This window comes from Flagellimonas pelagia, from assembly GCF_003584135.1.
Lineage (GTDB): Bacteria > Bacteroidota > Bacteroidia > Flavobacteriales > Flavobacteriaceae > Flagellimonas > Flagellimonas pelagia.
In genome coordinates, this window is sequence record NZ_QXFI01000011.1 from 164,406 (window position 1) to 188,333 (window position 23,928).

The following is a 23,928-nucleotide window of genomic DNA, read 5'->3' on the forward strand; positions in this document are numbered from 1 at the left end:
TTTTAAATGTAGCAAATAAATCAATATCTAAAGAAAGGCTTTATCAACAGGCTCCCATAGTTCCAGTTTGTTGCCATCTGGATCCATAATGTAACCGAATTTGCCATAATCGTATTCCGCAATCTCACCCACTATGGTTACCCCCTCTTTCTTCAATTCCTCCATAAGTTCCACTAGGTTTTCGACCCTGAAATTGATCATAAAGGGCTTTTCACTAGGTTCAAAATATTTGGTGTCACTGCTAAAGGGGCTCCACTGGGTCATGGCATCGTTACCATCCTTGTCCTTCCACCAAAAAGAACATCCGTAATTATCCGTATTGAGGCCCAAATGGTTTTTGTACCATGTTTTGATTTGGTCCGGGTCTTTGGTCTTGAAGAAAATTCCACCTAATCCTGTTACTCTGTTTTTCATGATTTTTTAATGTTTTGTTCATATATATTGATCCAATCCTGGGGAGACATTTTTCTGCATAGCTCCCCGATGAGTTGATAAGGAATGGTTTGGATGTTCTTGAACCGGATACAGCTTTTGCCCATATCCAATTTGGTTTTTACATAGTTTGGATATTCGCTTACAAACCAATCGTGGAGTTCTTTGTCCGCATAGATTCCCGAATGATAGAGGGCCACAAAGTTCTTTTGCGAGGCAATGCAGGCAAAGGGAAGAGGTTGTTTTGGGTCACAGTGATACCCATTCGGATAAAGGGAATGGGGCACAACGTAACCGATCATCCCATAGGTGATACATTCCTCAAAGCCTTCGGGTAGATTGGTTTTTACAGTTTCGCGCAATTTTGAGATGACCTCTTTGCGGTCTTCGGGTACTTTGCTGATGTATTCTTCTGGGGTTTTGGCATCTATGGTCATGATTCTGATTTTCGTTGGAGTATCAATGCAGATAATAGCGTAATGATCAATCCGATAGCAAAAACCGTTGTTGCCATAAAAGTAAAGGACAATATCGGGTTTGAAAATTGGGCTTTCTGTTCTTCCAATTCGGCCAGACGGATTCGTAACTCATCCGGTGGAAGGGTACCTTTCATATTTTCTGCAATCTCGGCATAGTAATAGTCCATAAAGCCTGGATTGAGTACTTCCGTATAAAAGACATCCAACAAGCCAAAGATGATGGCAGTAATCAAACTGATCAAGAGCCCCATGGTCAATGCTTGCTTAAAACTGACTGCCCCACCATTTTCCTTGTCCCTATAATGCCGAATCCCGAAATACACAAAGCACAGGGAAACGGTAATGGTCACATAACCTAAAATTTCCTGTACAGAGAGCGAAAGGGTACTCAGTCCATACCAACTGGCAATGGACAGCACACAAATGGTAAGGGCTCCATAGGTACCATATCTTAAGATTGTTTTTTTCATGGTCTTGCTTAAATGGTTGATCCAAAAGTAGAAGGATAAGCTTGCTACAGGCTCATACTAAAGTACCAAATTTGCGTGAGCGATGGGTTATATCGCCAAAATTTGAAGTTCTTTCGCCTTTTTAATGGCCTGGGTGCGGCGCTGTGCATCCAATTTCACCAGAAGATTGGACACGTGGGTCTTGATGGTGCTTTCCGATACAAAAAGGGCATCGGCAATTTCTTTGTTCGACATTCCTTTTGAAATAAGGATCAACACTTCATATTCCCTTTTGCTGATACCGAGTTGTTCAATTTTTTTATAATCGACTTGGGTTGGTTTCAACTTTTCCTTATGAAGTGTTCTTTTGTTGATGTAAATACCGACAAAGAAGAAAATCACTGCAATGGAACCAATGGTAAGTTCAACGGAAATATCATTGGACAAATAGGAATAACGGCTTAGCCTGAAAAGAATCAATAAGGCGATGATGAGGGCAGAAAAAACAAGAATGGTCTTTTTCACCCTTTAAAATTAGCAAAATCTTGCCTTCACCTTGTCCACGATGGTCTGTGCCAGTTTTGCATGACTTTCCACGGTCCAACCCGCCACATGGGGGGTCAACAATACATTTTTGGCCTTTCGCAGATACTTGAAGGCCTTGGGTTTTTGAACGAACATGTTCTCGAAGGACTTTTTCTCGTACTCCAACACATCAAGTCCTGCACCCAGTATTTTCTCGGATTTAAGCGCCTCTACCAAATCTTGGGTGACCACGCATTTGCCTCGGGCCGTGTTCAACAACCAAAAAGGCTTGTGGAACCCATTAATGAATTCCGTGTTCACCATACCTTGGGTCAATTCGGTTTGGGGAACGTGCAAACTCACCACATCCGATTTTTGTTGGAACTCCATAATGCCCACCTGCCGTGCATTTTCATCGCCAACACCTCCTACAATATCATAACAGATGACTTCCACATCAAACCCCCGAAGCTTTTTGGCAAAAGCTTTGCCCATATTGCCATAACCGATGATGCCCACGGTACGGCCATCGAGTTCGACACCACGATTGCCCTCACGGTCCCATTTACCCTTTTTTACCTCACGGTTGGCCTTGCACATCTTGTTCATGACAGATAAGAGCATACCCAACGTATGTTCGCCAACGGCATTTCGGTTGCCTTCTGGGGCAGAAACCAAATAAATGTCCTTCTGCTTGGCATACCTAGTATCAATATTTTCGAGTCCGGCACCGACCCTTCCGATAAATTTCAGGTTGGTGGCCTTGTCCAAAAACTGTTGGTCTATGGTGAACCTACTTCGGATGACGATGCCATCGTATTCGTGTATTTTCTTTTCCACTTCTTCCTTGGTGGAAGTATAGTCTTCGTGGTTTTCAAATCCCAATTCCGCAAATTGCTCTATCAACAAGGGGTGGTTGGTATCGAGGTGGAGAACTTTCATGGGTCAAATATACAATTCCTAGATTTTTGGATAATGGGTCTGGGTCTTCTCATGCTGCACATTGCCCGTATGTGTAGTGCTGAGCTTTTCAAAAAGGAGCACGTGTACCTCCTCGTCGTCCTTGGTCATGGGGTTGTGTTCCACGCCTTTGGGCACGACAATGATCTCTCCTTCCTTCACCGTTTCGGTACGGTCCTGAAACTGCATGTACAGGGTGCCTTTGATGACTTGGAACAGTTCATCTTCATGCTCGTGGGCATGCCAGACAAATTCACCTTGTAATTTGGCCAGGAGTACCTGCATATCGTCCACGATCGCAATTTGGTGCGGATGCCATTGTTTGGTAAACTCGGCATGTTTTTGTTTCAGGTTGATGGATTTCATAGGCATGGTTTATTCGTTAGGTATGGGCAGGTTGTGCATTTTCAAAAAGGACAATTTATCCCAATACCCCCGTTGAAATTTGATTTTTCCATCAATGATGTGAAAAAAGCCACAGCCTCTCAGGCCCAAAGGATCTTTCCATTCCAAAATGGCCCATTCCTCGTCCTCAAAAATGTTCTCCACAATGCACACCATATCGGCAGCGGCAAATTCGTTCTTGAACATTTCATAAATGGCCTCTTTCCCCACTACAGGGTCATTGGCCACCTGATGGTTGATGGCATCGTCATAATAGAAATCGGCAATGGCCTTGGCGTCTGCTTGGTTAAATACCTCAACCCATGTGGTCACTAATTCTTTTGGAGACATTTTATAATTTGCTTTTAAACGCCCAATATCAATTTGGCGATGGTAAAGTAGATCAGAATGCCAAAAATATCGTTGCTGGTAGTGATGAAAGGTCCAGTGGCAATGGCTGGGTCAATGCCCCGCTTGTCCAAAAATACGGGGATGAACGTTCCTATGATCGCCGCCACGATAATCACCAGAATAATGGCAACGCCTATAGTGAAGGACACCAAATAGGGGGTGTTGAATATAAAGTGGCTTACCAGCAAAACAATAGAGGCAATGGCCCCTCCGTTGGTTAGTCCAATAAGAAACTCTTTAACCAATCGTGATGCGACTTCGCCCTTTACGGTATCATTGGCCAATCCTTGTACCATAATGGCGGAAGATTGTACCCCCACATTCCCAGCAGTGGCCTGTACCAAGGGGACAAAACTCAGCAAAATTCTATAATCGTTCATCAAAGGTGAAAAACCTGTAATGATACTGGCTGCTCCAAGCCCCCCAAAGGTTCCTATCAACAACCATGGTAGACGAGCCCGAGTAATCTCCCAAACGCTGTCGTCTGCCTCTACCTCACGAGAGATACCAGCTGCCATTTGGTAATCCTTATCGGCTTCTTCCCGGATTACGTCCACAATATCATCAATGGTGATACGGCCAACCAATCTCCCGATTTCATCGACCACGGGAATGGCCTCCAAGTCGTATTTTGACATGATCTTGGCCACCTCTTCGGCATTTTCGTTGACATTGACCGAATCCACTTTTGGGATATACACATCCTTGATATTGGTCTTGGTAGATGTGGTCAAAAGATCCTTTAGGGATAATCTGCCTTTCAGCCGACCTTCATCATCCACCACATAGATGGAGTGGACCCTGGTCACATTTTCGGCCTGGGCACGCATTTCCTTCACACAGGTGAGCACGTTCCAGTTCTCGTTGACTTTCACAAGCTCCTTTGCCATAAGACCACCAGCGGTGTCCTCATCATAACGCAAGAGGTCCACAATATGCTTGGCATGTTCCCTGTCCTCGATTTCGGAAATAACCTCCTGAATGATTTCCTTTGGAAGTTCGTTGATGATATCCGCAGCATCATCCGTGTCCAATTCTTCCAGCTCGCTTGCAATCTCCTTTGCGGTAAGGTTGCCCAATACGGCTTCCCGAATGTCCTCGTGCATTTCTGCAAGGATATCGGAAGTTTTTTCACTATCCAGAAGTTTGATCAGGTAGGTGGCCTCCTCTACATCGAGTTCGTCCGCAATCTCGGCGATATCGGCATAGTGGAACTCGGACATCATGGTCTGCAGTTCGGAGTTCTTTTGCTCCGCTATCAGTGCCTTGATGTCTTCTAAAAGCTCGTCTGTGAGTTTAAACGGGGTCATTGGCTATCTTCTGGGTCAACGTTACAAAATCTGCTACACCGAGCTGTTCTGGGCGTTGGTCAAAGATAGCATCTTCTTTGAGATTATCGGAAAGATTAAAGGTTTTAAGACTGTTCCTGATGGTCTTTCTTCTTTGGTTGAAAGCGGTTTTTACCACTTTGAAGAAAAGGCGTTCGTCACATGGTAATTTTTGGTTTCCCCTTCTTTTCAACCGTAAAACTCCCGAATCCACTTTGGGTGGTGGGTCAAAAACACTTGGAGGAACGGTGAACAGGTATTCGGCATCGTAAAAGGCCTGTACCAAAACGGAAAGGATACCGTAGGTTTTGCTCCCAGGTTTTTCGCAAATGCGTTGGGCCACTTCTTTTTGGAACATGCCCGAAAATTCTGGGATTTGGTTGCGCATTTCCAACATTTTGAAAACAATTTGGCTGGAAATGTTGTAGGGAAAGTTTCCCGTGATGGCAAATTCTTCTTCCCCGTACAGTTCGGTCAGGTCAAATTTTAGAAAATCGGCCTCCACCACGTTCAACCGATTGTTCTTTTTCAATATCTCTTGATGTTCCAAAGGAAAACTGTGGTTCAGGTACACAATGGATTCCTCATCGAGGTCCATGGCCACTAGGTCCAAATCCCGTTGCAACAGGTATTTGGTGAGGACGCCCATCCCAGGTCCGATTTCCAAAACGTTAGTGTACCCTTCCAAAGAAAGCGTGTCGGCAATTTTTTTTGCAATGTTCTCATCCTTTAGAAAGTGCTGGCCCAAATGCTTTTTGGCCCTTACGGCACCTTCCTCTTGTCCTATTGGTTGGTTTTTATGTCCGCCATAGGCAGATTTTTTCTTGTTTTTCTTGGACACCGGAGGTTTTTTTGCAAGTTACTTGGAATTTTCGATATATACCCATGCCATGGTGCCGGATTCCAAGAGGAACTTTTCCCGTTTGTATGCACTGGTTTCGTAGATGTCCGCTTTTTTAAGGTCAGTTTCGGAAACCTCATACACGGTTCCACTGACTTTATCTTCCAAGTTTTTGGTTTGAAGGACCAGCGGATAACGACCGTAAACCGCGTTTTCCATTTTTTTGAAACCCAGTAGCGCACCGGGAACGCCGGTCAAGCTACGGCCAAAGATATATTCCTGTACCTGAATATCCTGAAGGGTGCCGTAGGTGAAAAGATATTCCAAAGGCTAGGGTATTTGTTGGCTGATTACCTCCAGTTCGGTCCTGAAGGCCACAAATTTATTGGGGAACAATTTTTGGGCATCGCCACGCAAACGGTCGGCATCTTCACGGTAGTAGGCTTCCAAGGTTTTTCGATCCTGGGTGGTATATTGGATGGAGTAGGTGACTCCCCCGCCATCTTCCTCTACCAATACTTTCACCATTTTGGCATGGGAAAACTTGCCCGTGTCCAGCATGTCCGGGATGTGTTTGTCCCGCATCCAAACAAGCCAATCGTCATGGACATCCGCATCGATATTGATGGTTACGTTGTAAATGAGCATGTGTTTCTTTTGATTTCGAAGAGGTGAAAATTAGTCTATTTTTTGGGAATTCAATAGTTTCTGGCGTCATTTCGAAATGAGTGCCAAAAGTGATTGGTACGATTGAGAAATCTTTATGATGGGATTCCTGCTTTTACATCGACTACGCTCAGGCACCAGTGGGAATGACAGCGCGATCAATTTATGGCATCGCCGCGAAGCTTCCTAAAATTGATTCGGGCCTGCGGGAAATAATAACTGTCCTGATAGTTGTAGATGATCTTTTCGTAGTGGCTTTTTGCCTTTTCGGGTTCGTTCAAAATGTTCCGGTACAACTCTCCGAGTGCAAAGTGGGCATCATCGGCCAAAATCCCATCCGAATAGAACTCCACGATTTTTTTGTAGTTGAACTCGGCCGCCTCGTAATCCTTTTGCTTTTCCAAAAGCTCCGCTTGTTTTAAAAGGGCTTCGTCCTCAATTTTTTCGCCCTTGTGGTTTTGGAGAATGTCCTCCAGTACCTCAATGGCTTCTTTGTTTTTGTTTTGATAGGCCAACAGGTCGGCCCTTGCATATTTCTTCAAGGCGGTCTGGGTAGAATCCTCCAAGGAATTGTCCGAGATCAAAAGGCTCAACTGCATGGCATCGTTGGCAATGAGTTGGGACGTGGAACCCCTCAGTACTTTCAATTGGGTAAGGGCCCAATCAAAATCCCCTTTATAAAAACTGGTCTGCGCCACTTTAAAACGTGCATCCTGCCCCAATACATCATTTTTGAGGCTTTTTTGTACTTGGGTGAATAGGATCAAGGCCTCGTTGAAGCGTTGGTCGTAGACCAAAATATCACCTAGAGCCAGTTTTACATAGGCAACGGCCACACGACCCATGGGCAGTTCCAGGCTCTCCTTGAGCATGGCAATGGCCGGTTCAGGACGTTCGCGCCTAAAGGTCAAAAAATTGGCATAGGCGATCTGTAATTGTAGGGTGAGACTTTTGTTCCCGTACTCGGCCACCAGTTGTTCAAATTGCTTTTCTACGGAATCGAGGGTTTTGGCGGTCGGATTCTTCAGTTCTATATCGATCAAACGGAGTTGGGCATTCAGTTTGATCCTGGGTTCCTCGGTATTTTCCACTATGAACTGAAAAATGGACGAAGCGTTTTCAAGGTCGTTATCCTCCAGGGCAATGTCCCCTAAATTTTCCAAACGATCCATATTGCTGCCTTCCGCACGCTTGAAGATGGCCTTTTCTTGACTGAAGGCACTGCTATACTGTTTTTGCTGGACAAACAACCAACTTAAAAGCTCGTTCCAGAGCACATCGGGACTTTTTTGGGCATTTTTAAGTAATACTTTTCGGAGTAGGACATTGTTTTCGTTGGCGGGGTCTTCCGAAATAAAATCATCGATGTTCCTGAGCACATTGGAGCGTGAGGTCTTTCCTTCCCAGATAAGATTGAGATAGGATTGGTACATTTTCTCGATATCGCCTTGTTCCCCATAAATGCGAGCCAATTGAAAGTCGTAATTGAGATCGGGCTTGAGTTCCATGGCCCTGGTGTAAGCCTGTATGGCGTAATCGAGTAGGGCATACTTTTGGAAACGATACCCCACGCTATAGCCATAATTGGGGTTTTCATCTATTTTTTGAATGGCCTTGTCATAATATTCGGTTGCCCTGTCCGCTTGGTCTTGGAGGGTGTAGTTATAGCCCAATTCAATAAAGAAGGTGGGGAAGGCATAATTGTCCTTTAGCTTGTCCAACAGAAAATTCTCTGCATCGGTATAACGTTCCAATTGCTGGTAGCAGGCTACCAGTCCTTCGGCATAATCGGTACGCCTGGGATTGGTCTCGACCAGTTTTTCATAAAAGACCACGGCTTTTTCGTAATCCCCGTCATTGAAGTACTGTTTGGCCAAAAAATCTTCTTGGGCCAAGGCCGAAAATTGGAACAGGAGGAACGATATCAGAAATAAAAAATAGCGCAATAGCGTGTTTTATTTCAAATATAACGCAGAAATACCCGGGATTCTGTTAAGTGAATCCAAATAATGCCTGAAAACCCTAGTCGATGAGCTCGAATCCGCAATAAGAAACCAGAGCATCCGGAATTTTGATGCCGTTTTCGGTCTGGTAGTTTTCCAAGATTCCGGCCAATACCCTAGGCAATGCCAAAGAGCTTCCGTTCAAGGTATGGGCCAGCTGGCTTTTACCATTTTCATCCTTGTAGCGCAACTTTAAACGGTTGGCCTGAAAAGTCTCAAAATTGGAAACAGAACTGATTTCCAGCCAACGATCTTGGGCAGTGGAGAACACTTCAAAATCGTAGGTGAGGGCAGAGGTAAAACCAAGGTCGCCACCGCAAAGTCTCAAGATTCGATAGGGCAACTTCAACTCGCGAAGAATGTTTTTCACATGTTCTACCATTTCGTCCAAAGCTTGGTAAGAATTGTTGGGATGTTCCAAACGCACGATCTCCACTTTGTCGAATTGATGCAAGCGGTTCAATCCACGCACATGGGCGCCATAACTTCCGGCCTCTCTTCTAAAGCATGGGGTGTAACCGGTATATTTTATAGGGAAATCACTTTCAGCCAAAATATCATCCCTGTGCAGATTGGTCACGGGTACTTCGGCAGTAGGGATCAAGTACAAATCATCCGCTTGAACGTGGTACATTTGGCCTTCCTTGTCTGGCAACTGTCCGGTTCCATATCCAGAAGCTTCGTTCACCATGTGAGGTACTTGCATTTCGGTGTAGCCTGCCGCCGTGTTTTTATCCAAGAAGTAAGAGATCAAAGCGCGTTGCAAACGGGCGCCTTTTCCTTTGTACACAGGAAATCCTGCTCCGGTGATTTTTACCCCCAGTTCAAAATCGATAATGTCATATTTTTTGGCCAATTCCCAATGGGGCATGGCTCCTTCAAACAAGGTCGGGATATCCCCTTCACGGAATACTTCTTCATTGTCGGCATCTGAATTTCCAGCGGGAACGGAAGTGTGCGGAACATTGGGTATCAGGTACAGTTGTTCCTGAAGCGCAGCTGCAGTAGCATTAAGGTCGTCACCCAACTGTTTGGAGGTTTCCTTCAGTCCAGCGGTCTTATCCTTTAAAGCATTGGCTTCCTGGGCTTTGCCAGATTTGAAAAGTTGGCCAATTTCCTTGGAAAGTTTGTTGGATTCCGCAAGAATGCCATCCAGTTCCGTTTGTATGGAACGTCTTTTTTCATCCAATTCAATTACGGCAGCAATCATGGGTGCTGCATCGATGTTACGCTTTTTTAAAGCGGTGATGATACTTTCCTTATTTTCCCTAATGGTCTGTAGTTGAAGCATGGCCTTGTTTTGTGCGGCAAATTTAATTCAATCTGAAGAAGTGCCCAACAATAATCCATTGGGCATCAAAATAGATGTTGTTTTTTATTCTGTAAATGAAATGAAACTGGTTATTTGTTGGATATCAGTTTCAGGGATCGTGCCCTGTCTTTTTGCAGTTGTTGTTTCAGTTCTTCCACGGAATTGAACTTGTGCTCGTCCCTGATGCGATGCAGGATGTTGACTTGGATTTTCTTGTCATACAGGTCTCCATGGAAATCAAAAAAGTGGACCTCGATGCTTTTGGTGGTCCCGTCAACCGTGGGGTTAAAACCAATGTTCATCATGCCGAAACATTCCTTGTCTTCCAAAGTACTTTTTACCACATAGACCCCAGTCTTTGGGATGAGTTTGTATTCCTCGGCAATGTGAAGGTTGGCGGTGGGGAAACCAAATTCCTTGCCCAATCCCTTGCCTTTCCCAATGGTTCCGGTAAGCATGTAAGCATAGCTTAGGTAGCTGTTGGCCGTTTCGATATCACCTTCCAAAAGCGCATTCCGAATTTTAGTGGAACTCACCGAAACATCGTCGATTTCCTGGGCGGGGATTTCTTCCACTTCAAAACCAAGGGTGTTGCCAAAAGCGATCAAATCTTGAATGTTGGCATTTCTGTTGCGGCCAAATCGGTGATCGTACCCGATGATGATTTTTTTGGCCTTTAGGCCGTTCACCAAAATATCGCGCACAAATTCTGTGGCGGAAAGCCTGGAAAATTCTTTGGTAAAGGGGTGGATGATGAGGTAATCCAGCCCCAAGGTTTCCATGATCTGTTTTTTCTCTTCCAGAGTGTTCAGCAACTTGATGTCCACATCTTTTTGTAGCACCATTCGGGGGTGGGGGAAAAAAGTGAGTACCGTGGATTTCAGGTTTGTGGCTTTGGCATTATTTATGAGGCGTTCCAATATCTTTCGGTGTCCGAGATGTACTCCGTCGAAAGTGCCGATGGTGATAATCGTTTGATTTGGAATGTCTTTGAAGAGAGAAATGTTCTGGATTGTTTCCAAGCGATCAAGAAATAAAAAAGGCTTACATTTGAAATTATACTATGCCCTAAATCTGTATGAGAGCTAAATTACACCTTGTTTTTTCAATAACCATATTTTTTAGCTGCTTTTGCATTTACGGGCAGCAGGCGTATTGGAAGAACATACCCAAGCAATCTACGCTGAAGAGTGCCTCCATCAAGGATATGGGCAAGGCTAAAAAGGTCTTCTCTTTGGACCGACAGGTTTTTATGGATGAAATGAAAACCTTTGCCACTTCCAAAAGCGTAAACAAAGTGGTCTATCTGCCGGATGGGGACGGAAACATCATACCCTTCGCCTTAAAGGAAACACCGGTCATGCATCCGGATCTGGCCAAGAAATATCCCAATATCAAATCATATTCCGGGGTAAGTTCAGATGGAAAATATAAGGTGAAATTGAGTAACTCCCCAAAGGGCCTGGAGAGTATGGTGGTCAATCTGAAAAACCATGAACAAACGTTTATGGAACCCATATCCAACAAAACCGATTCCTATGTTTTGTACACTAAAGGAGCCGGACTCACTGCCAAGGACGATTTTATTTGTGAAACGGTTGAAACGCTTTTGACCACATCAAAGACCATAGCCCCTTTGGTGGATGATCAGGTGTTGCGAAAATATAGGATAGCCGTTTCCACTACGGGGGAATATACCCAAGGTAAAGGTGGCACTGTGGCCGATGCCCTAGCTGGGATCAATGCCACTATTACCCGGATCAACGAAGTATTCGAGACCGATTTGGGTGTTACCTTGGAACTCATTGCCAATAACGACGTTCTCATTTTTACAAACCCTAATACGGACCCCTATGGAAGCAGCTTGAATTCTGAAGTGCAAGCTACCATTACATCCATCATCGGGGAAGCGAACTATGATGTGGGACATCTTTTTCATCAGGTAAGCGATCCTGAGTTGAACAATGGTAATGCTGGATTTATTGGGTCGGTCTGTGTGGATAATAAAAAAGGAAGTGGGTTCTCGGCTTCCTCTACTCCCGAAGGGGATGTGTTCGATTTGGATTATGTGGCCCACGAGTTAGGGCATCAATTTGGAGCTAACCATACATGGTCTTTTGAATCGGAAGGGACCGGGGTGCAGGCAGAACCCGGAAGCGGAACCACCATTATGGGTTATGCCGGCATAACCGGAGACAATGATGTGGCTCCCAACGGCTCCGACTATTTCCATTATTACAGTATCCAACAAATTTCAGATTATCTGCAGACCACCTCTTGTGCACAGGTAACCCCGTTGACCAATTCGCCACCCGTTCTCACACCGGTAGGGGATTATACCATTCCCAAGGGAACCGCTTTTGTGTTGGAGGGCATTGCAACCGACCCTGATGTAGGTGACGTGCTTTCCTATACTTGGGAACAGATTGATGATGGTGTGGTCACCAACAACACCTTTGGACCGACCAATCCGAGTGGTGCAAACTTTAGATCCTTACCTCCAAATGCTGAGCCCATTCGGTATTTTCCAAAACTATCGGAGGTTGCCCAAGGCAATTTAACCCAGGTCAATCCTACTGTCAATGAGGCATGGGAAACGGTTTCAGAAATTGAACGCACCTTGAATTTTGCCTTCACGGTAAGAGACAATGCATCGGGTGGTGGTCAGGTCATATCAGATGTGCTGGCTGTAAACGTGTTAAAGGCGGCGGGTCCCTTTGTGGTGACTTCGCAGAGCACCAACGAGATATATTCGGCGGGTTCCATTCAGGAAGTTACATGGGATGTGGCCAACACCAACATTCTGCCTATCAATGCACAGATGGTCGATATTTTTCTTTCTCTGGATGGCGGACAAACATTCCCCATTATCTTGGCAGAGGATGAACTTAATGATGGGTCGGCCAATATTCTATTGCCAGGGGATGCCACGACCAGTGCACGCGTTATGGTTAAGGCCAGTGACAATGTTTTCTTTGCCGTCAATGCATCCGATTTCACTATCCAACAATCGCAAGTGGTGTTGCATTTTGACCAATTGGAATTCGAAGTGTGCCAACCCGATGATCTTGTTATTCCCTTTGTATATGAAACCTATGCTGGATTTAACGAGACATCGACCTTTACTGCCGATGCGCCAGCCGGTCTTACAGCTATCTTCTCACCAACCGATGCCACTGCGAACGATACTTCTGTTAGTTTGACCTTATCCAACACCGATGGCGTAGCTGCAGGACTTTATGATATTACTGTTACCTCTACCTCAGCTTCGGTAACCAAAGGCGTAGTGCTATCGGTTTTCATTGAGGATACAAGTTATACTGACGCAGTGCTGCTTTCCCCTACAGATGGGCAAGGTGGTGTTTCCTTGGATGCTCAATTGACTTGGGAAGAAAATCCACTTTTCACCCAATATGATGTGGAGGTTTCAACTGACCAAGGTTTTGTAAATGTAATTGAATCTGCCACAGTTCCTTTTAATTTTTATAAGACGAACAGTCTACAGGCCGAGACCGAATATTTTTGGAGGGTAAGACCCAGTAATGGTTGTGGAACGGGAACCTTTGGAACGCCTTTTAGTTTTGTCACCTCCCAGGTAGACTGCAAAAATTTAGAATCCACTGACGTACCCTTGACCATTTCCGCTGTAGGTACCCCGACTATTACCACTTCGGTGTTTTTCTGGGAAGACCTTCCCGTTTCAGATGTCAATGTGAACTTGGAACTGGACCATTCATATTTGGAGGATTTGGTGATTACCCTCATTTCTCCTGAAGGTACTCGGGTGACGTTGCTTTCCAATACCTGCGGCGATTTGAATAATATAAACGCTGTATTTGATGATGATGGGGATCCCATAACCTGTTCTGGCAATCCCGCCATTTCAGGATCAGTGAGCCCCATCGGTTCCTTGGCCTCCCTTAAGGGAGAATCCATTTTAGGTGAATGGATATTGGAAATAAAGGATACCGCTGCAAGTGACGGTGGAACCTTGATCGGCTTTTCCTTGGATGTATGTATCGAAGGTAGTTATAGGCCAGATGCTGATGAAGATGGCGTTTTCGATGATGGCGATGATCTCTGTTTGGGAACTCCAAAAGGAGTTGAAGTGAATACAAGTGGATGTCCGGTCTACCGACTGGCTTCGGATAATTTTGGGATAGAGATCCAAAGTGAAACTTGTAGGAGCAGCAATAATGGCTCCGTCACTATCACACCGGTGGATACGTCCATAACCTATACTGCGGTCCTTGAAGGTGGGGGTTCGCCCACAACGGCAGATTTTACGAACTCACAGACTTTTGGAAATCTGACTGCAGGGGAATACTCCATTTGTATCACCGGTACTAATGGAATGATCACCTATGAGGAGGTGTGTTTCGGTATCGTGATCACGGAACCGGATGTCTTGGATATCGATGCCTTGGTCGATGCTGGAATTTTAACTTTGGGATTGAGCGGTGCAGACTTTTACAATGTTGAACTTAACGGGTTGGTGACCCAAACCCAAGCCTCTAAGATTCAATTACCACTGAAGGAGGGAGTTAACACATTGCGTGTCTATTCCGATCTCCCTTGTCAGGGTGTAATTGAAAAGGCCTTGTTTTATTCCACTCGACCCATTTTGTCCCCAAACCCGGTAGATGCTACTACCGAAGTGTATTTGGGAGGTTATGAAGGGAAGGTGGATATCCAAATTTATTCCGGCAACGGAAGATTGGTGATGTCCATGCAAAAAACGGTTATTGGGGAAAATCTAGAAATGGATTTGTCCGTACTGCCAAGGGGAATCTATTACTTGGGACTGACCAAGGATGGGGCACAGGAAATGTTTAAATTTATTAAGAGATGATGATGAGGAAACTACTCTATATATCCATCTTGGGGTTTTTGGTAGCCTGCGGCAAGGATAATACGCCACCTGCACCCGAAGGGGCGCTTTTGGTCTTCCCGGAAGAAAACTCCGAATGCACAACAGGTTCCAATGTCAATGAAACCTTGAGCCAGGTGACTTTCCGTTGGGATGCTTCCAAAAATACGGATAGTTATACCTTAAGTGTAGTGAACCTGAAAACCAATGTACCCCAAAACATTTCCACTGCTACCACTTCTGCTAGTCTATCCATTGCAAAGGGAACCCCTTTTGCCTGGTCGGTCACTTCACGTAATTCAAAATCCGATCAAGTGGCAACCAGTGAGACCTGGTTGTTCTACAATGCGGGTGCACAGACCACGTATGCACCTTTTCCAGCCCAATTGGTAAGCCCTGCCTCTGGTTCTACGGTACAAAAGGATATTGCCAACGAAGTTCTGTTGGAATGGTCCGGTGCAGATGTGGACAATGATATCGATACATTCGAGGTATTCTTTTCAGATGTTAATCCGCCCACAACATTATTGGGAACTACCAACGCGGCGACCATGGAATTGTCTGCCTCAGTACAGTCTTCTACAGTGTACTATTGGAAAGTGATCACCACCGACCTGGAAGGAAACACTTCGGATTCCGGTGTGTTCGAGTTTAAAGTCTTCTGAATTATTTCCCGTTGAACTGGTTCATGGTGTTCTTGACACCGGCAAACACAAACGAACGGACAAGGTCTGCAGCTACTATCAAACGGTCGGTCATGGCCTTGGTCTCTTCGGCGTTCCATTTTCCCAGAACATAATCCACTTGGCGTCCTTTGCCAAAATCTGCCCCTACACCAAATCGGAAACGGTTGTAGTGGGTGGTTTGGAGCATGTTCTGCACATCTTTAAGCCCATTGTGGCCGCCATCGCTTCCCTTGGTTTTTAATCTAATGGTTCCGAAGGGAAGGTTGATGTCATCCGTAATGATGAGCAGATTGTCCATGGGGATATTTTCCTGATCCATCCAATATTTGACCGCTTTGCCACTCAGGTTCATATAGGTGGATGGTTTAAGGCAAAGAACACTCTTTCCCTTGTGCTTAAATGTGCCCACCGAACCAAGTTTGGCACTTTCAAACGTGAATGCCTCTTGTTCGGCCAAAAAGTCCAAGATTTTGAACCCGATGTTATGTCGGGTTTCATCATAGTCCGACCCAATGTTTCCTAGTCCTACGATCAAGAATTTTTTCATGGAATCCGTTTCTTCCAATAATGATGGACTGCCAAATAGTTTTTGGATGAAATTGAACATCAGCAGTGTTGTAATGGTCTAAAAATACAAAAGCATCCCCAATGTCCAAGAGAACAATACAGGGATGCTTAAAATGTTGTGGTTTTGACTATTCCGTGGCCTCAGCAGCTTCAGTAGCTTCAGCGGCTGGAGCCTCAGTGCCTTCCTCTTCTTCATCTTCCGAATCATCGGCAACAGAAGTTCTGGAAGCTTTCACCTGTACAACAGAAGTGTTGTCTGGGTGCAAAATGGTATAATTTTCACTCAATAGGGATTCCACTGAAATGGTACCACCAATCCTAAGTTTGGAGATGTTCACAGTGATGGAATCCGGTAGCAAATCTGGCAACGCCTTAATGGTAAGCTTTCTCTTTCTGAAAAGCAATCTACCACCATTACGTACCCCTGGGGAATTTCCTTCCAAAATAACAGGGATGTCCATAGTAACAGGCTTATCCTTGAACAATTGGTAGAAATCCACGTGTAAAATACTGTCGGTTACAGGATGGAATTGAATATCCTGCAATACGGCCTCAAATTTTTGGCCATCTTCCAACTCAATCACAGCAGTGTGAGCGTTTGGGGTATACACCAAATCTCTGAATGAAAATTCTTCAACTGAAAAGTGAATCGGTTTATCCCCTCCGTACAGCACGCAAGGGACCTTTCCAGCATTACGTAGGGCCTTGGTAGCAACCTTACCCACGCTTTCTCTTTGGGATCCTTTGATTGTAATTGACTTCATAATTTCTATTTACTATTTAAATTTAATTCTAAAATATACTTTTCGAAATGCTCTTGTTGTCAGCCTGAGCGCAGTCGAAGGCTACATTAAAAACTTTGAGGATATCGATGTGTTGTGGTGAACCCTGTGCATAACATCGGCAAAAAGGTCGGCACAAGACAATACCCTTATTTTCTTTTGGTTGTGGTCGATCGGAATAGAATCGGTAATGATCAATTCCGTCAACTTGGATTTTTCTATTTTTTCATATGCATTACCCGAAAGCAATCCGTGTGTTGTTACGGCACGTACGCTAACGGCTCCCCGTTCCATCATCAAATCGGCAGCTTTGGTCAGGGTGCCAGCGGTATCCACCATGTCGTCCACCAATACCACATTCTTTCCTTCCACATCCCCGATCAACTCCATATGGGAAATTACATTGGCCTTGGCCCGTTGCTTGTAACAGATCACCACATCGCATTCCAAAGCCTTGGAATAAGCATAGGCCCGTTTGGAGCCTCCCATATCGGGTGAAGCAATGCAGAGATTGTCCAGTTTCAAATTTTTCAGGTAGGGCAGGAACAAGGTGGAGGCAAACAGATGATCTACGGGTTTTTCAAAAAAACCTTGTATTTGGTCCGCATGCAGATCCATAGTGATGATTCGCGTGGCACCAGCGGTTTCCAACATCTTGGCCACCAATTTGGCAGCAATCGGAACACGGGGTTTGTCCTTTCTGTCCTGTCTGGCCCACCCGAAGTACGGCATTACCGCGGTGATGTGTCTTGCGGAAGCACGCTTGGCGGCATCCAGCATCAACAACATTTCCATCAGGTTTTCAGGTCCTGGGTTGGTGGAGCCGATGATAAAGATCCTGGCGCCACGAATGGATTCCTCGAACGAAGGTTGAAATTCCCCATCACTGTATCTGGAGAAAAGAACGTTCCCTAGTTCGGCCCCATAAGAAGCAGCAATTTTCTCGCCAAGTATGGTACTTTGGCTACATGCAAAAATTTTGGGTTCGGGAACTTGATAGGCCATTGCAAACTCTTGTTAACTAGCTTTTTAAAGAGCTGTTTTCTAAAGAGGTGCAAATTTAAAAATTAATTCGGGTTGCTAAAGGATAAATGAAAGTATTTTTTGGTTGGAAATAAAAATATTTTGTTAGCTTTGCAGTCGCATTTTGAAAATGACATGATGCCTTGGTGGCGGAATTGGTAGACGCGCTGGATTCAAAATCCAGTGTCTTCGGACGTGTGGGTTCGATTCCCACCCAAGGTACTGAAAAACCCTGATAATCGATTGATTTTCAGGGTTTTGTGTTTTTTTGTAGTGACGTAAAAGTGACGGTTTTTTTATCAAGGATGAGCAATTTAGCTTAACTGAAAATAAAGGTTAGATTTTATTTTAATTTCTATCAAAAATTATCATTTGACATCCTCATCTCCGAATCCCAAATTGACACAGATTGATAATCCATCCATCATTAAACCATTTTTCCACTGTTGAAAACTCAAATTCTTTCAATTTCTCAAAATTCTGGTTAATCCCAAAAGGTTCGATTTCTAAACACATGTAATTTGTCAAATTACATTTAGTGCTATTTAAACTGGATTATTTCAAGTATTTGTTTATCAGTGTTTTGTGGATAACTAATATCCATTTGGCCCAAATATAGCCTTCTTTTGTTTCTACCTTTATTCCAAGAATTCTAGAAGAGAAAACAAAAGCGCTTTTGTTCATTTTTTAATCCAAAAAGGAAACAAATGGACAATTTATTGATACTTGAACGGCTAGATCGTTTAGAGCGGCTCATGATAGCTAGCAAAGAGGTGCTGACCTTTGAAGAAACCTGTGACTATACCGGAATTTCGAGAAGCTATCTGTATAAACTGACTTCTTCCGGAAACATACCACATTCCAAGCCCAATGGAAAAATGATATTCTTTGAAAGAAAAAAACTCAATGATTGGCTTCTCCAAAATAGTCGGTTGTCCCATGACGAGATCAACGGGAAGGCTTTGCAGCACTCATTCAAAAATCGAAAGTAATGGTTTTGCCCAAACATAATGGCAATCTGTACTTTGTCAAGGATTCAAAGAAGAAAACGGTCTATGACTATACCATGGAATATTTGGAGGCCAAGTACGATATCATGTACAATGAGATATCCCATGATTTCCAGATAGCCTTTAAAGGTACCAAAGAGTGGCAATATCTAAACCTGAATTCCCTTATCATAGAACTGGCCAAGGCGGGGGTGGATATTCCTACCGGAAAATTGGAAATACTGATACGGTCGGAGTGGATTCCCAAGTGCAATCCCATTAAAGAGTACTTCAACAACCTTCCAAAATGGGACGGAGGTGAACATATCCTAAAGTTGGCCTCCTATGTGCCAACGTATGAGAAAAAAGCTTTCAAATATCACTTCAAGAAGTGGATGGTCCGTGCCATTAGATGTGCCCTGGAACCTAATTATTTCAATAAGCAGGCTTTTGTGCTGTCCCACCAAGGTCAAAACTCGGGCAAGTCCACATGGTGCAGATTTCTGTGCCCGCCAGAACTTGCTGAATATATGGCTGAGGACATCAGTAATGACAAGGATGCACGGATACAGCTGTGCCGGAATTTTTTGTACAATCTGGACGAACTGGCCGTGCTTTCCAAAAAGGATGTGAATGCCCTAAAGTCATTTTTTTCCAAGACCTTTATAAACGAGCGCTTGCCATACGATAGGAAAAACACGACCCTGTCCCGGATATGCTCCTTTGTGGGCTCCACCAATATGTCCTCGTTTCTTAACGATGAGACGGGTTCAGTGCGTTGGCTCTGTTTTGAGCTCAAGGGAAAAATCGATTTTTCGTATTCAAAAGAGGTCGATATCAACAAGGTATGGTCACAGGCCTATCATTTGGCCTATTCGGACCCCAACTTTGATTCCGAACTTTCCATTGAGGATATTCAGGAGAATGAAGAACGGAACAGGAAGTATACCAAATTGACCTCCGAACAAGAAGTAGTTGCCAAATACTATCAAAAATCCAATGATATGAAAGACTTCAGGACGGCATCGGATATCATGGTAGAGATTGCATGTCTCAACCTTCGATTGAACCATATAAATATTGGGAGAGCACTCGCTGGGTTTGGTTTTCAAAAGGTAAAGCATCCCAAACGACAGGTTTATGGCTATTTGTCCCGACCCCTCTTTGAGGGAAGCCCCTGGGAAATGGAATTTGCAAAGAAAGAAGAATAGTACCTACCTAATTACCTAAAGAAGTCTAAAGCCAAAGAGCATGGACAAAATTTTAGGTAGGATATATAACTTCCATCTTACCTAGAGGTTACCTAACCTACCTAATGGGTAAGATAGGTAAGTTGAGAAAATATCTGACCTAGCTTGAAAACCCGCGTCATCATTGGGTTAGGTAGATAGGTAGGAGAAATAACAAAATTTGAGACAATGAAAAGAAAAACTACATATATGATGGACTGCGAAAAAGCCCGCAACATTGACCTCGTATCCACGCTGGCCAAGTCGGGGCACTTTCCAGTCCGGGAAACGGAAAAAGAAGCTTGGTTCCTCAGCCCGTTCCGGACCGAGACCCAAGCCTCTTTCAAAGTATCATTGAAGAAAAACTACTGGATAGACTTCGGGACCTTCGAGGGGGGCAGTACTATAGATTTGGTCATGAAAATGGAGAACTGTTCTGTAAAGGAGGCATTGGAAAGATTGTCGGGTCCTATGGAGCATTTTTCTTTTCACCGGCGGCCGAATCCAACCAAGAAGGAACACAGGGCCAATCCGATTGAAATCATCCAGGAAAAGGAAATCGAACACCGGGCCATTCAAACCTATCTGAGCTCCAGAAAGATATCGACCAAGACCGCAAGAAAACTTTGCAAGGAAATCCATTATCGAATAGGAGGGCGGAAATATTTTGCCATAGGACTCCTGAACAGGTCGGGAGGCTGGGAGCTGCGGAACAGATATTGGAAAGGGTCCACATCGCCAAAGGATGTTTCGATAATTGGCAACCAATCAAAGAAATTGGCCATTACGGAGGGCATGTTCGATATGCTCACCCTAATGGAGTTGATGCCGGGTATCTTAAACAGCTATGACCTTCTGGTATTGAACACCACGGCCTTTGTGAAACGGATGATTTCTGAAATAGGGGAATATGAAAGTGTGGAGCTGTTTCTTGATAGGGACAGAACGGGACTGGGGATGACGGAACTTTTATTGGAAAAGTGCCCGAACAGCAGGGATATGTCCTCTCTCTATAGAGGATTCAAGGATATCAATGAATGGAAGGTAAAAAGCGCGAAGGATGAAGTTCGGCAACGAATTCAAGATGTGTCATTGTCATGACAAATCTTGCTTTTGCTCCCGAAGGTCGCAAAAGATGATGTGAAAATGAAGAAAGAGTTCGTCCAGTTCCGGTGCTCGGTCTACGAGAAGAAACTGCTGAAGGTCAAGGCCCGCAAGAGCGGTCTTTCCCTCAGTGAGTACTGTCGGCGTGCCGCCTTCGAAGACCGTATCGTGGAGCGGATGACGGACGAACAGATAGAGGCCTATAAGCTTTTGGTCAAATACCAACGGAACTTCAAATTGATCACCAACATGTTCCGGAAGCGGAACCCCAAGTTGGCAGAGGAAACTGCCCAATTAGCCAAAGAAATACGACAACACCTTTTAAACTTCAGGAAATGATAGGAATGGGAAAATCCATATCGCACACCGCAGCCTCCATGAGCTATGGAATGAACGAGGAGAAAGAATCGGAAATCATCCACAGCCAATATCTGGCCGGGGAGACCCCACGGGAGATCACCGAGGAGTTCAAGGTCATCCAAGAGCAGAACGAACTGTGCCGGAAGAACACGCTCAGCTTTGTGCTGAGTCCCACTATCGAGGACGGTAAAAAATTGGAAAGGGAACAGCTCAAGGAAATGACCGAAAGGTTCCTCAAGGAAATGAACCTCAAGCAGCACCAAGCGGTTGCCTTTGTCCATAGGGACAAGGAACATGTGCACGTCCACCTGTATGCCAATCGGATAAACTTTCAGGGAAAGGCCTACAATGACAGCTTTATCGGAAAGCGGAGCCAACAGATGGCCGAGCGGGTGGCCAGACAGATGGAACTTACCACGGTAAGGGAGGCACAACAGGAAAAACTGTACCGGATGCATGAGCTCAGGGCCGAAATACAGAAAATCCATGAAAAGGTCATGGCCAGGGACAGGCCAAGGGATTTTGACCAATACATCAAATCGATGGAGGAGAACAATGTAAAGGTCATTCCGAGCATCAACAGGCAGAACCAGTTACAAGGCTTCCGTTTTGAGTACAAGGGAACCAACCTAAAGGGAAGTGAGGTGCACCGTTCCATGTCCATGGGCAGGATTGCTGGCCAAATGAACTTTGAGAAAGAAAGGGCACAACGGATTGCCAAGGACAAGAGCATGGAACTTTTGGGTAGGACAGTGAATGTCCCAACAAGTCTGACCAAGACCATCATAAAGAAAACCATCAAACTGGCCATTAAGGTGGTCAGGGATACTGGAATAGGAATCTAAACAAAACATCATGGCAAAACTGGATGAAATAGCGGAACTGTTGACCGAGGAGATCAACGGCTTTGAGAAGAGCATCGGCCGATTGGAAAAGGTACATGAAAATTTGCAGAACCTTCCATTGAGGCCCGACACCAATGAAATTAATGTTCTTCTGAAAGAATATGGCAACAGCCAAAAAACCAACATTGAGGAACAGCAAAAATTGATGCGAAGGATCCTTGGCAAAGTAGAGAAATCAATTCTGTTGCCAAGTTGGGCCATAAAACTGTCCTGGGGATTGTTGGTCTGTGTCGTATTGGTCCTTGGTTTTTCAATCTATCAGGTATCAAGGATATCAAAGAAAGAAGAGGTAGCATATATCAAAGGACAGGACAGTGCGATGGGACATTATGGGGCATTCCTTGATGAGAGCCCACAGGCAAAGGAACTGTACCAAATATGGCTGGAGGAAAATGGCAAAAAGTAGGACAGCGCCCTATCCTATTTTTGTTCAACGCTTATCTTCCCGAACGCTACAAAAATAGGCCAGGATCCATGCGCTGAAGTCGAGGTAAGATTTGGGGTAGAGTTTGGTGTATTGATAATCACGATACCTAAATTTTGTATCAGGAATTTGGAATAAGTTTTTTTATGAGTTCGTCTCTACGTCTTACAGCCACTTCTATTTTGGTCCCATCGGTCAAGGTAATATAGCCTCCTTTTCCTTTTAGATAATGCTCCACAAAGGAAAGGTTGATCAAATGGGACTTGTGTACCCTAAAAAAGTTGCTGCCATCAAGAATGCCCTCAAAATATTTTAAGGTTTTGGAAGCCGTGATTTTTTTGTTCGATAAGGTATGGATGTGGGTATAATTGGCATCTGACTGTAGTCGGACTATGTCATTGGTGTCCACCATGACGAACCCATCCACTGTAGGGATGGCAATTCGTTTGGAATTTCCCGACCCCTCCTTAAAATTATGGAAAAGCACATCAATTTTTTTTGTGGTCTCTTTGAGGTCCTTGTTCTCCCTCACTTTTTGTAGTGCTTCATGGAGGTCTTCTTTGGCAATGGGCTTCAACAAATAATCCAAGGCAGAAAATTTGATGGCCTTTAGGGCATAAGTGTCAAAAGAAGTGGTGAAGATCAGTTCAAAATCAAGATGGTTTAGTTGGGACAGTAAATCAAACCCGGTAGTACTCCCGAGCTGGACATCCAAAAAAAGCACATCAGGATTGTATTTTTCTATATGTATTTTACCCTCTGAAATGGTATTACAACTCGCCAGTATTTGGATATCCGGGCCAACTTCCTGCAGAAGACCCGTCAATCGGGAAATGCAGTGCTGTTCGTCATCAACGATAATGGCTTTTAACATGGCGAGGTCAGAATTGAAGTTCCAAAGGTAGGTTTATTTCCACACGCAGGCCTTCTTTCTTGTCTATCATGTCGATGGAACCTTCCGTGTTTTTCATATGGTTGATGATCTCGATACGGTTGGTGGTGATCTTTACGCCCAAAGAACTTTTCTCCTTGGTATCCATAGAAGCGGTGGCCCGACCGATCCCATTATCCTCCACCACGCATAAGAGCATGTCTCCCTTTTTCTTGATTTGGATATCAATTTTCCCAGTGTTCCCTTTGGGGGCAATACCATGCCATATACTATTTTCAATAAAGGGCTGTAGGATCATCGGGGGAAC

General features: G+C 44.5%; 27 protein-coding genes and 1 tRNA gene. 9 read left to right on the forward strand and 19 right to left on the reverse strand.

All coding sequences use genetic code 11. The annotated features are described in order from the left end of the window. Positions 1–27: 27 nt before the first annotated feature. From D2V05_RS03945 to D2V05_RS04010, 14 genes are all read right to left on the reverse strand, one after another. Positions 28–414, reverse strand: coding sequence for a VOC family protein (locus D2V05_RS03945; RefSeq protein ID WP_119646240.1), 387 nt, complete (start codon positions 412–414; stop codon positions 28–30). After that, on the reverse strand, positions 411–869 hold the full coding sequence (locus D2V05_RS03950; protein ID WP_119646241.1) for a DUF1801 domain-containing protein: 459 nt from the start codon (positions 867–869) through the stop codon (positions 411–413). Before D2V05_RS03950 ends, D2V05_RS03945 begins: the two co-directional genes overlap by 4 nt. Beyond that, positions 866–1,381, reverse strand: a complete 516-nt coding sequence (locus D2V05_RS03955) for a DUF4199 domain-containing protein (RefSeq protein ID WP_119646242.1) — start codon at positions 1,379–1,381, stop codon at positions 866–868. Before D2V05_RS03955 ends, D2V05_RS03950 begins: the two co-directional genes overlap by 4 nt. 87 nt (positions 1,382–1,468) lie before the next feature. Beyond that, on the reverse strand, positions 1,469–1,885 hold the full coding sequence (locus D2V05_RS19945; RefSeq protein WP_119646243.1) for a response regulator transcription factor: 417 nt from the start codon (positions 1,883–1,885) through the stop codon (positions 1,469–1,471). 9 nt (positions 1,886–1,894) lie between these two features. Continuing rightward, positions 1,895–2,827, reverse strand: a complete 933-nt coding sequence (locus tag D2V05_RS03965) for a 2-hydroxyacid dehydrogenase (RefSeq protein ID WP_119646244.1) — start codon at positions 2,825–2,827, stop codon at positions 1,895–1,897. An 18-nt stretch (positions 2,828–2,845) separates the two neighbouring features. Then, positions 2,846–3,211: a cupin domain-containing protein gene (locus D2V05_RS03970; RefSeq protein WP_119646274.1), complete on the reverse strand. Its 366-nt coding sequence runs from the start codon at positions 3,209–3,211 to the stop codon at positions 2,846–2,848. A gap of 9 nt (positions 3,212–3,220) precedes the next feature. Beyond that, a complete protein-coding gene (locus tag D2V05_RS03975; protein WP_119646245.1) occupies positions 3,221–3,580 on the reverse strand; it encodes a nuclear transport factor 2 family protein in 360 nt (119 codons plus the stop codon). Positions 3,581–3,594: 14 nt separating this feature from the next. Continuing rightward, entirely contained in the window at positions 3,595–4,950 is a 1,356-nt protein-coding gene (gene mgtE, locus D2V05_RS03980) for a magnesium transporter (protein ID WP_119646246.1), read from the reverse strand. Then, positions 4,937–5,809: a 16S rRNA (adenine(1518)-N(6)/adenine(1519)-N(6))-dimethyltransferase RsmA gene (gene rsmA, locus D2V05_RS03985; protein WP_119646247.1), complete on the reverse strand. Its 873-nt coding sequence runs from the start codon at positions 5,807–5,809 to the stop codon at positions 4,937–4,939. Before rsmA ends, mgtE begins: the two co-directional genes overlap by 14 nt. A gap of 18 nt (positions 5,810–5,827) precedes the next feature. Further along, a complete protein-coding gene (locus D2V05_RS03990) occupies positions 5,828–6,136 on the reverse strand; it encodes a gamma-glutamylcyclotransferase family protein (protein WP_119646248.1) in 309 nt (102 codons plus the stop codon). 3 nt (positions 6,137–6,139) lie between these two features. Beyond that, positions 6,140–6,457, reverse strand: coding sequence for a DUF4286 family protein (locus tag D2V05_RS03995; protein WP_119638845.1), 318 nt, complete (start codon positions 6,455–6,457; stop codon positions 6,140–6,142). Between the two features lie 176 nt (positions 6,458–6,633). Next, the gene (locus D2V05_RS04000) at positions 6,634–8,421 is read right to left on the reverse strand and encodes a tetratricopeptide repeat protein (protein WP_119646249.1); all 1,788 of its coding nucleotides are present in this window, start codon (positions 8,419–8,421) and stop codon (positions 6,634–6,636) included. Between the two features lie 76 nt (positions 8,422–8,497). After that, a complete protein-coding gene (serS, locus tag D2V05_RS04005) occupies positions 8,498–9,769 on the reverse strand; it encodes a serine--tRNA ligase (protein ID WP_119646250.1) in 1,272 nt (423 codons plus the stop codon). A gap of 110 nt (positions 9,770–9,879) precedes the next feature. After that, positions 9,880–10,812, reverse strand: a complete 933-nt coding sequence (locus D2V05_RS04010; RefSeq protein WP_119646251.1) for a bifunctional riboflavin kinase/FAD synthetase — start codon at positions 10,810–10,812, stop codon at positions 9,880–9,882. Between the two features lie 56 nt (positions 10,813–10,868). Between D2V05_RS04010 and D2V05_RS04015 the strand changes: the two genes are divergently transcribed. Both D2V05_RS04015 and D2V05_RS04020 read left to right on the forward strand, forming a co-directional pair. Next, the gene (locus tag D2V05_RS04015) at positions 10,869–14,642 is read left to right on the forward strand and encodes a reprolysin-like metallopeptidase (RefSeq protein ID WP_119646252.1); all 3,774 of its coding nucleotides are present in this window, start codon (positions 10,869–10,871) and stop codon (positions 14,640–14,642) included. Beyond that, the gene (locus D2V05_RS04020; RefSeq protein WP_235855381.1) at positions 14,639–15,325 is read left to right on the forward strand and encodes a hypothetical protein; all 687 of its coding nucleotides are present in this window, start codon (positions 14,639–14,641) and stop codon (positions 15,323–15,325) included. The genes D2V05_RS04015 and D2V05_RS04020 overlap by 4 nt, the downstream gene beginning before the upstream one ends. A 1-nt stretch (position 15,326) precedes the next feature. On the opposite strand, the gene pth is transcribed toward D2V05_RS04020, so the two are convergent. From pth to D2V05_RS04035, 3 genes are all read right to left on the reverse strand, one after another. Then, a complete protein-coding gene (gene pth / locus D2V05_RS04025) occupies positions 15,327–15,953 on the reverse strand; it encodes an aminoacyl-tRNA hydrolase (RefSeq protein WP_119646253.1) in 627 nt (208 codons plus the stop codon). Positions 15,954–16,041: 88 nt separating this feature from the next. Then, positions 16,042–16,677 carry a 50S ribosomal protein L25/general stress protein Ctc gene (locus D2V05_RS04030; RefSeq protein ID WP_119646254.1) on the reverse strand — a complete coding sequence of 212 codons (636 nt, stop codon included), beginning with the start codon at positions 16,675–16,677 and terminating at the stop codon, positions 16,042–16,044. Between the two features lie 81 nt (positions 16,678–16,758). Further along, positions 16,759–17,700, reverse strand: a complete 942-nt coding sequence (locus D2V05_RS04035) for a ribose-phosphate pyrophosphokinase (RefSeq protein ID WP_119646255.1) — start codon at positions 17,698–17,700, stop codon at positions 16,759–16,761. Positions 17,701–17,858: 158 nt separating this feature from the next. Between D2V05_RS04035 and D2V05_RS04040 the strand changes: the two genes are divergently transcribed. The 7 genes from D2V05_RS04040 to D2V05_RS04070 all read left to right on the forward strand — a co-directional run bounded on the left by D2V05_RS04040 (position 17,859) and on the right by D2V05_RS04070 (position 22,711). Next, positions 17,859–17,940 (forward strand) — tRNA-Leu (locus D2V05_RS04040). Positions 17,941–18,425: 485 nt separating this feature from the next. Further along, positions 18,426–18,710 (forward strand): helix-turn-helix domain-containing protein, encoded by a 285-nt coding sequence (locus D2V05_RS04045; RefSeq protein ID WP_119646256.1) that lies wholly within the window; start codon positions 18,426–18,428, stop codon positions 18,708–18,710. Continuing rightward, positions 18,710–19,918: a virulence-associated E family protein gene (locus D2V05_RS04050; RefSeq protein WP_108424063.1), complete on the forward strand. Its 1,209-nt coding sequence runs from the start codon at positions 18,710–18,712 to the stop codon at positions 19,916–19,918. The genes D2V05_RS04045 and D2V05_RS04050 overlap by 1 nt, the downstream gene beginning before the upstream one ends. A 207-nt stretch (positions 19,919–20,125) precedes the next feature. Next, on the forward strand, positions 20,126–21,037 hold the full coding sequence (locus D2V05_RS04055) for a CHC2 zinc finger domain-containing protein (RefSeq protein ID WP_119646257.1): 912 nt from the start codon (positions 20,126–20,128) through the stop codon (positions 21,035–21,037). Between the two features lie 45 nt (positions 21,038–21,082). Beyond that, entirely contained in the window at positions 21,083–21,379 is a 297-nt protein-coding gene (gene mbpA / locus D2V05_RS04060; protein ID WP_119646258.1) for a mobilization protein MbpA, read from the forward strand. After that, on the forward strand, positions 21,376–22,245 hold the full coding sequence (locus D2V05_RS04065; protein ID WP_119646259.1) for a relaxase/mobilization nuclease domain-containing protein: 870 nt from the start codon (positions 21,376–21,378) through the stop codon (positions 22,243–22,245). Before mbpA ends, D2V05_RS04065 begins: the two co-directional genes overlap by 4 nt. 10 nt (positions 22,246–22,255) lie before the next feature. After that, on the forward strand, positions 22,256–22,711 hold the full coding sequence (locus D2V05_RS04070) for a DUF6730 family protein (protein WP_119646260.1): 456 nt from the start codon (positions 22,256–22,258) through the stop codon (positions 22,709–22,711). 139 nt (positions 22,712–22,850) lie between these two features. Here the strand turns inward: D2V05_RS04070 and D2V05_RS04075 are convergent, their stop codons facing one another. Together D2V05_RS04075 and D2V05_RS19620 are read right to left on the reverse strand one after the other, a co-directional pair. Then, positions 22,851–23,603 carry a LytR/AlgR family response regulator transcription factor gene (locus D2V05_RS04075; protein WP_119646261.1) on the reverse strand — a complete coding sequence of 251 codons (753 nt, stop codon included), beginning with the start codon at positions 23,601–23,603 and terminating at the stop codon, positions 22,851–22,853. Positions 23,604–23,610: 7 nt separating this feature from the next. Beyond that, positions 23,611–23,928, reverse strand: a 318-nt coding sequence (locus D2V05_RS19620; RefSeq protein WP_335341105.1) for an ATP-binding protein, incomplete at its 5' end; no start/stop codon positions are given.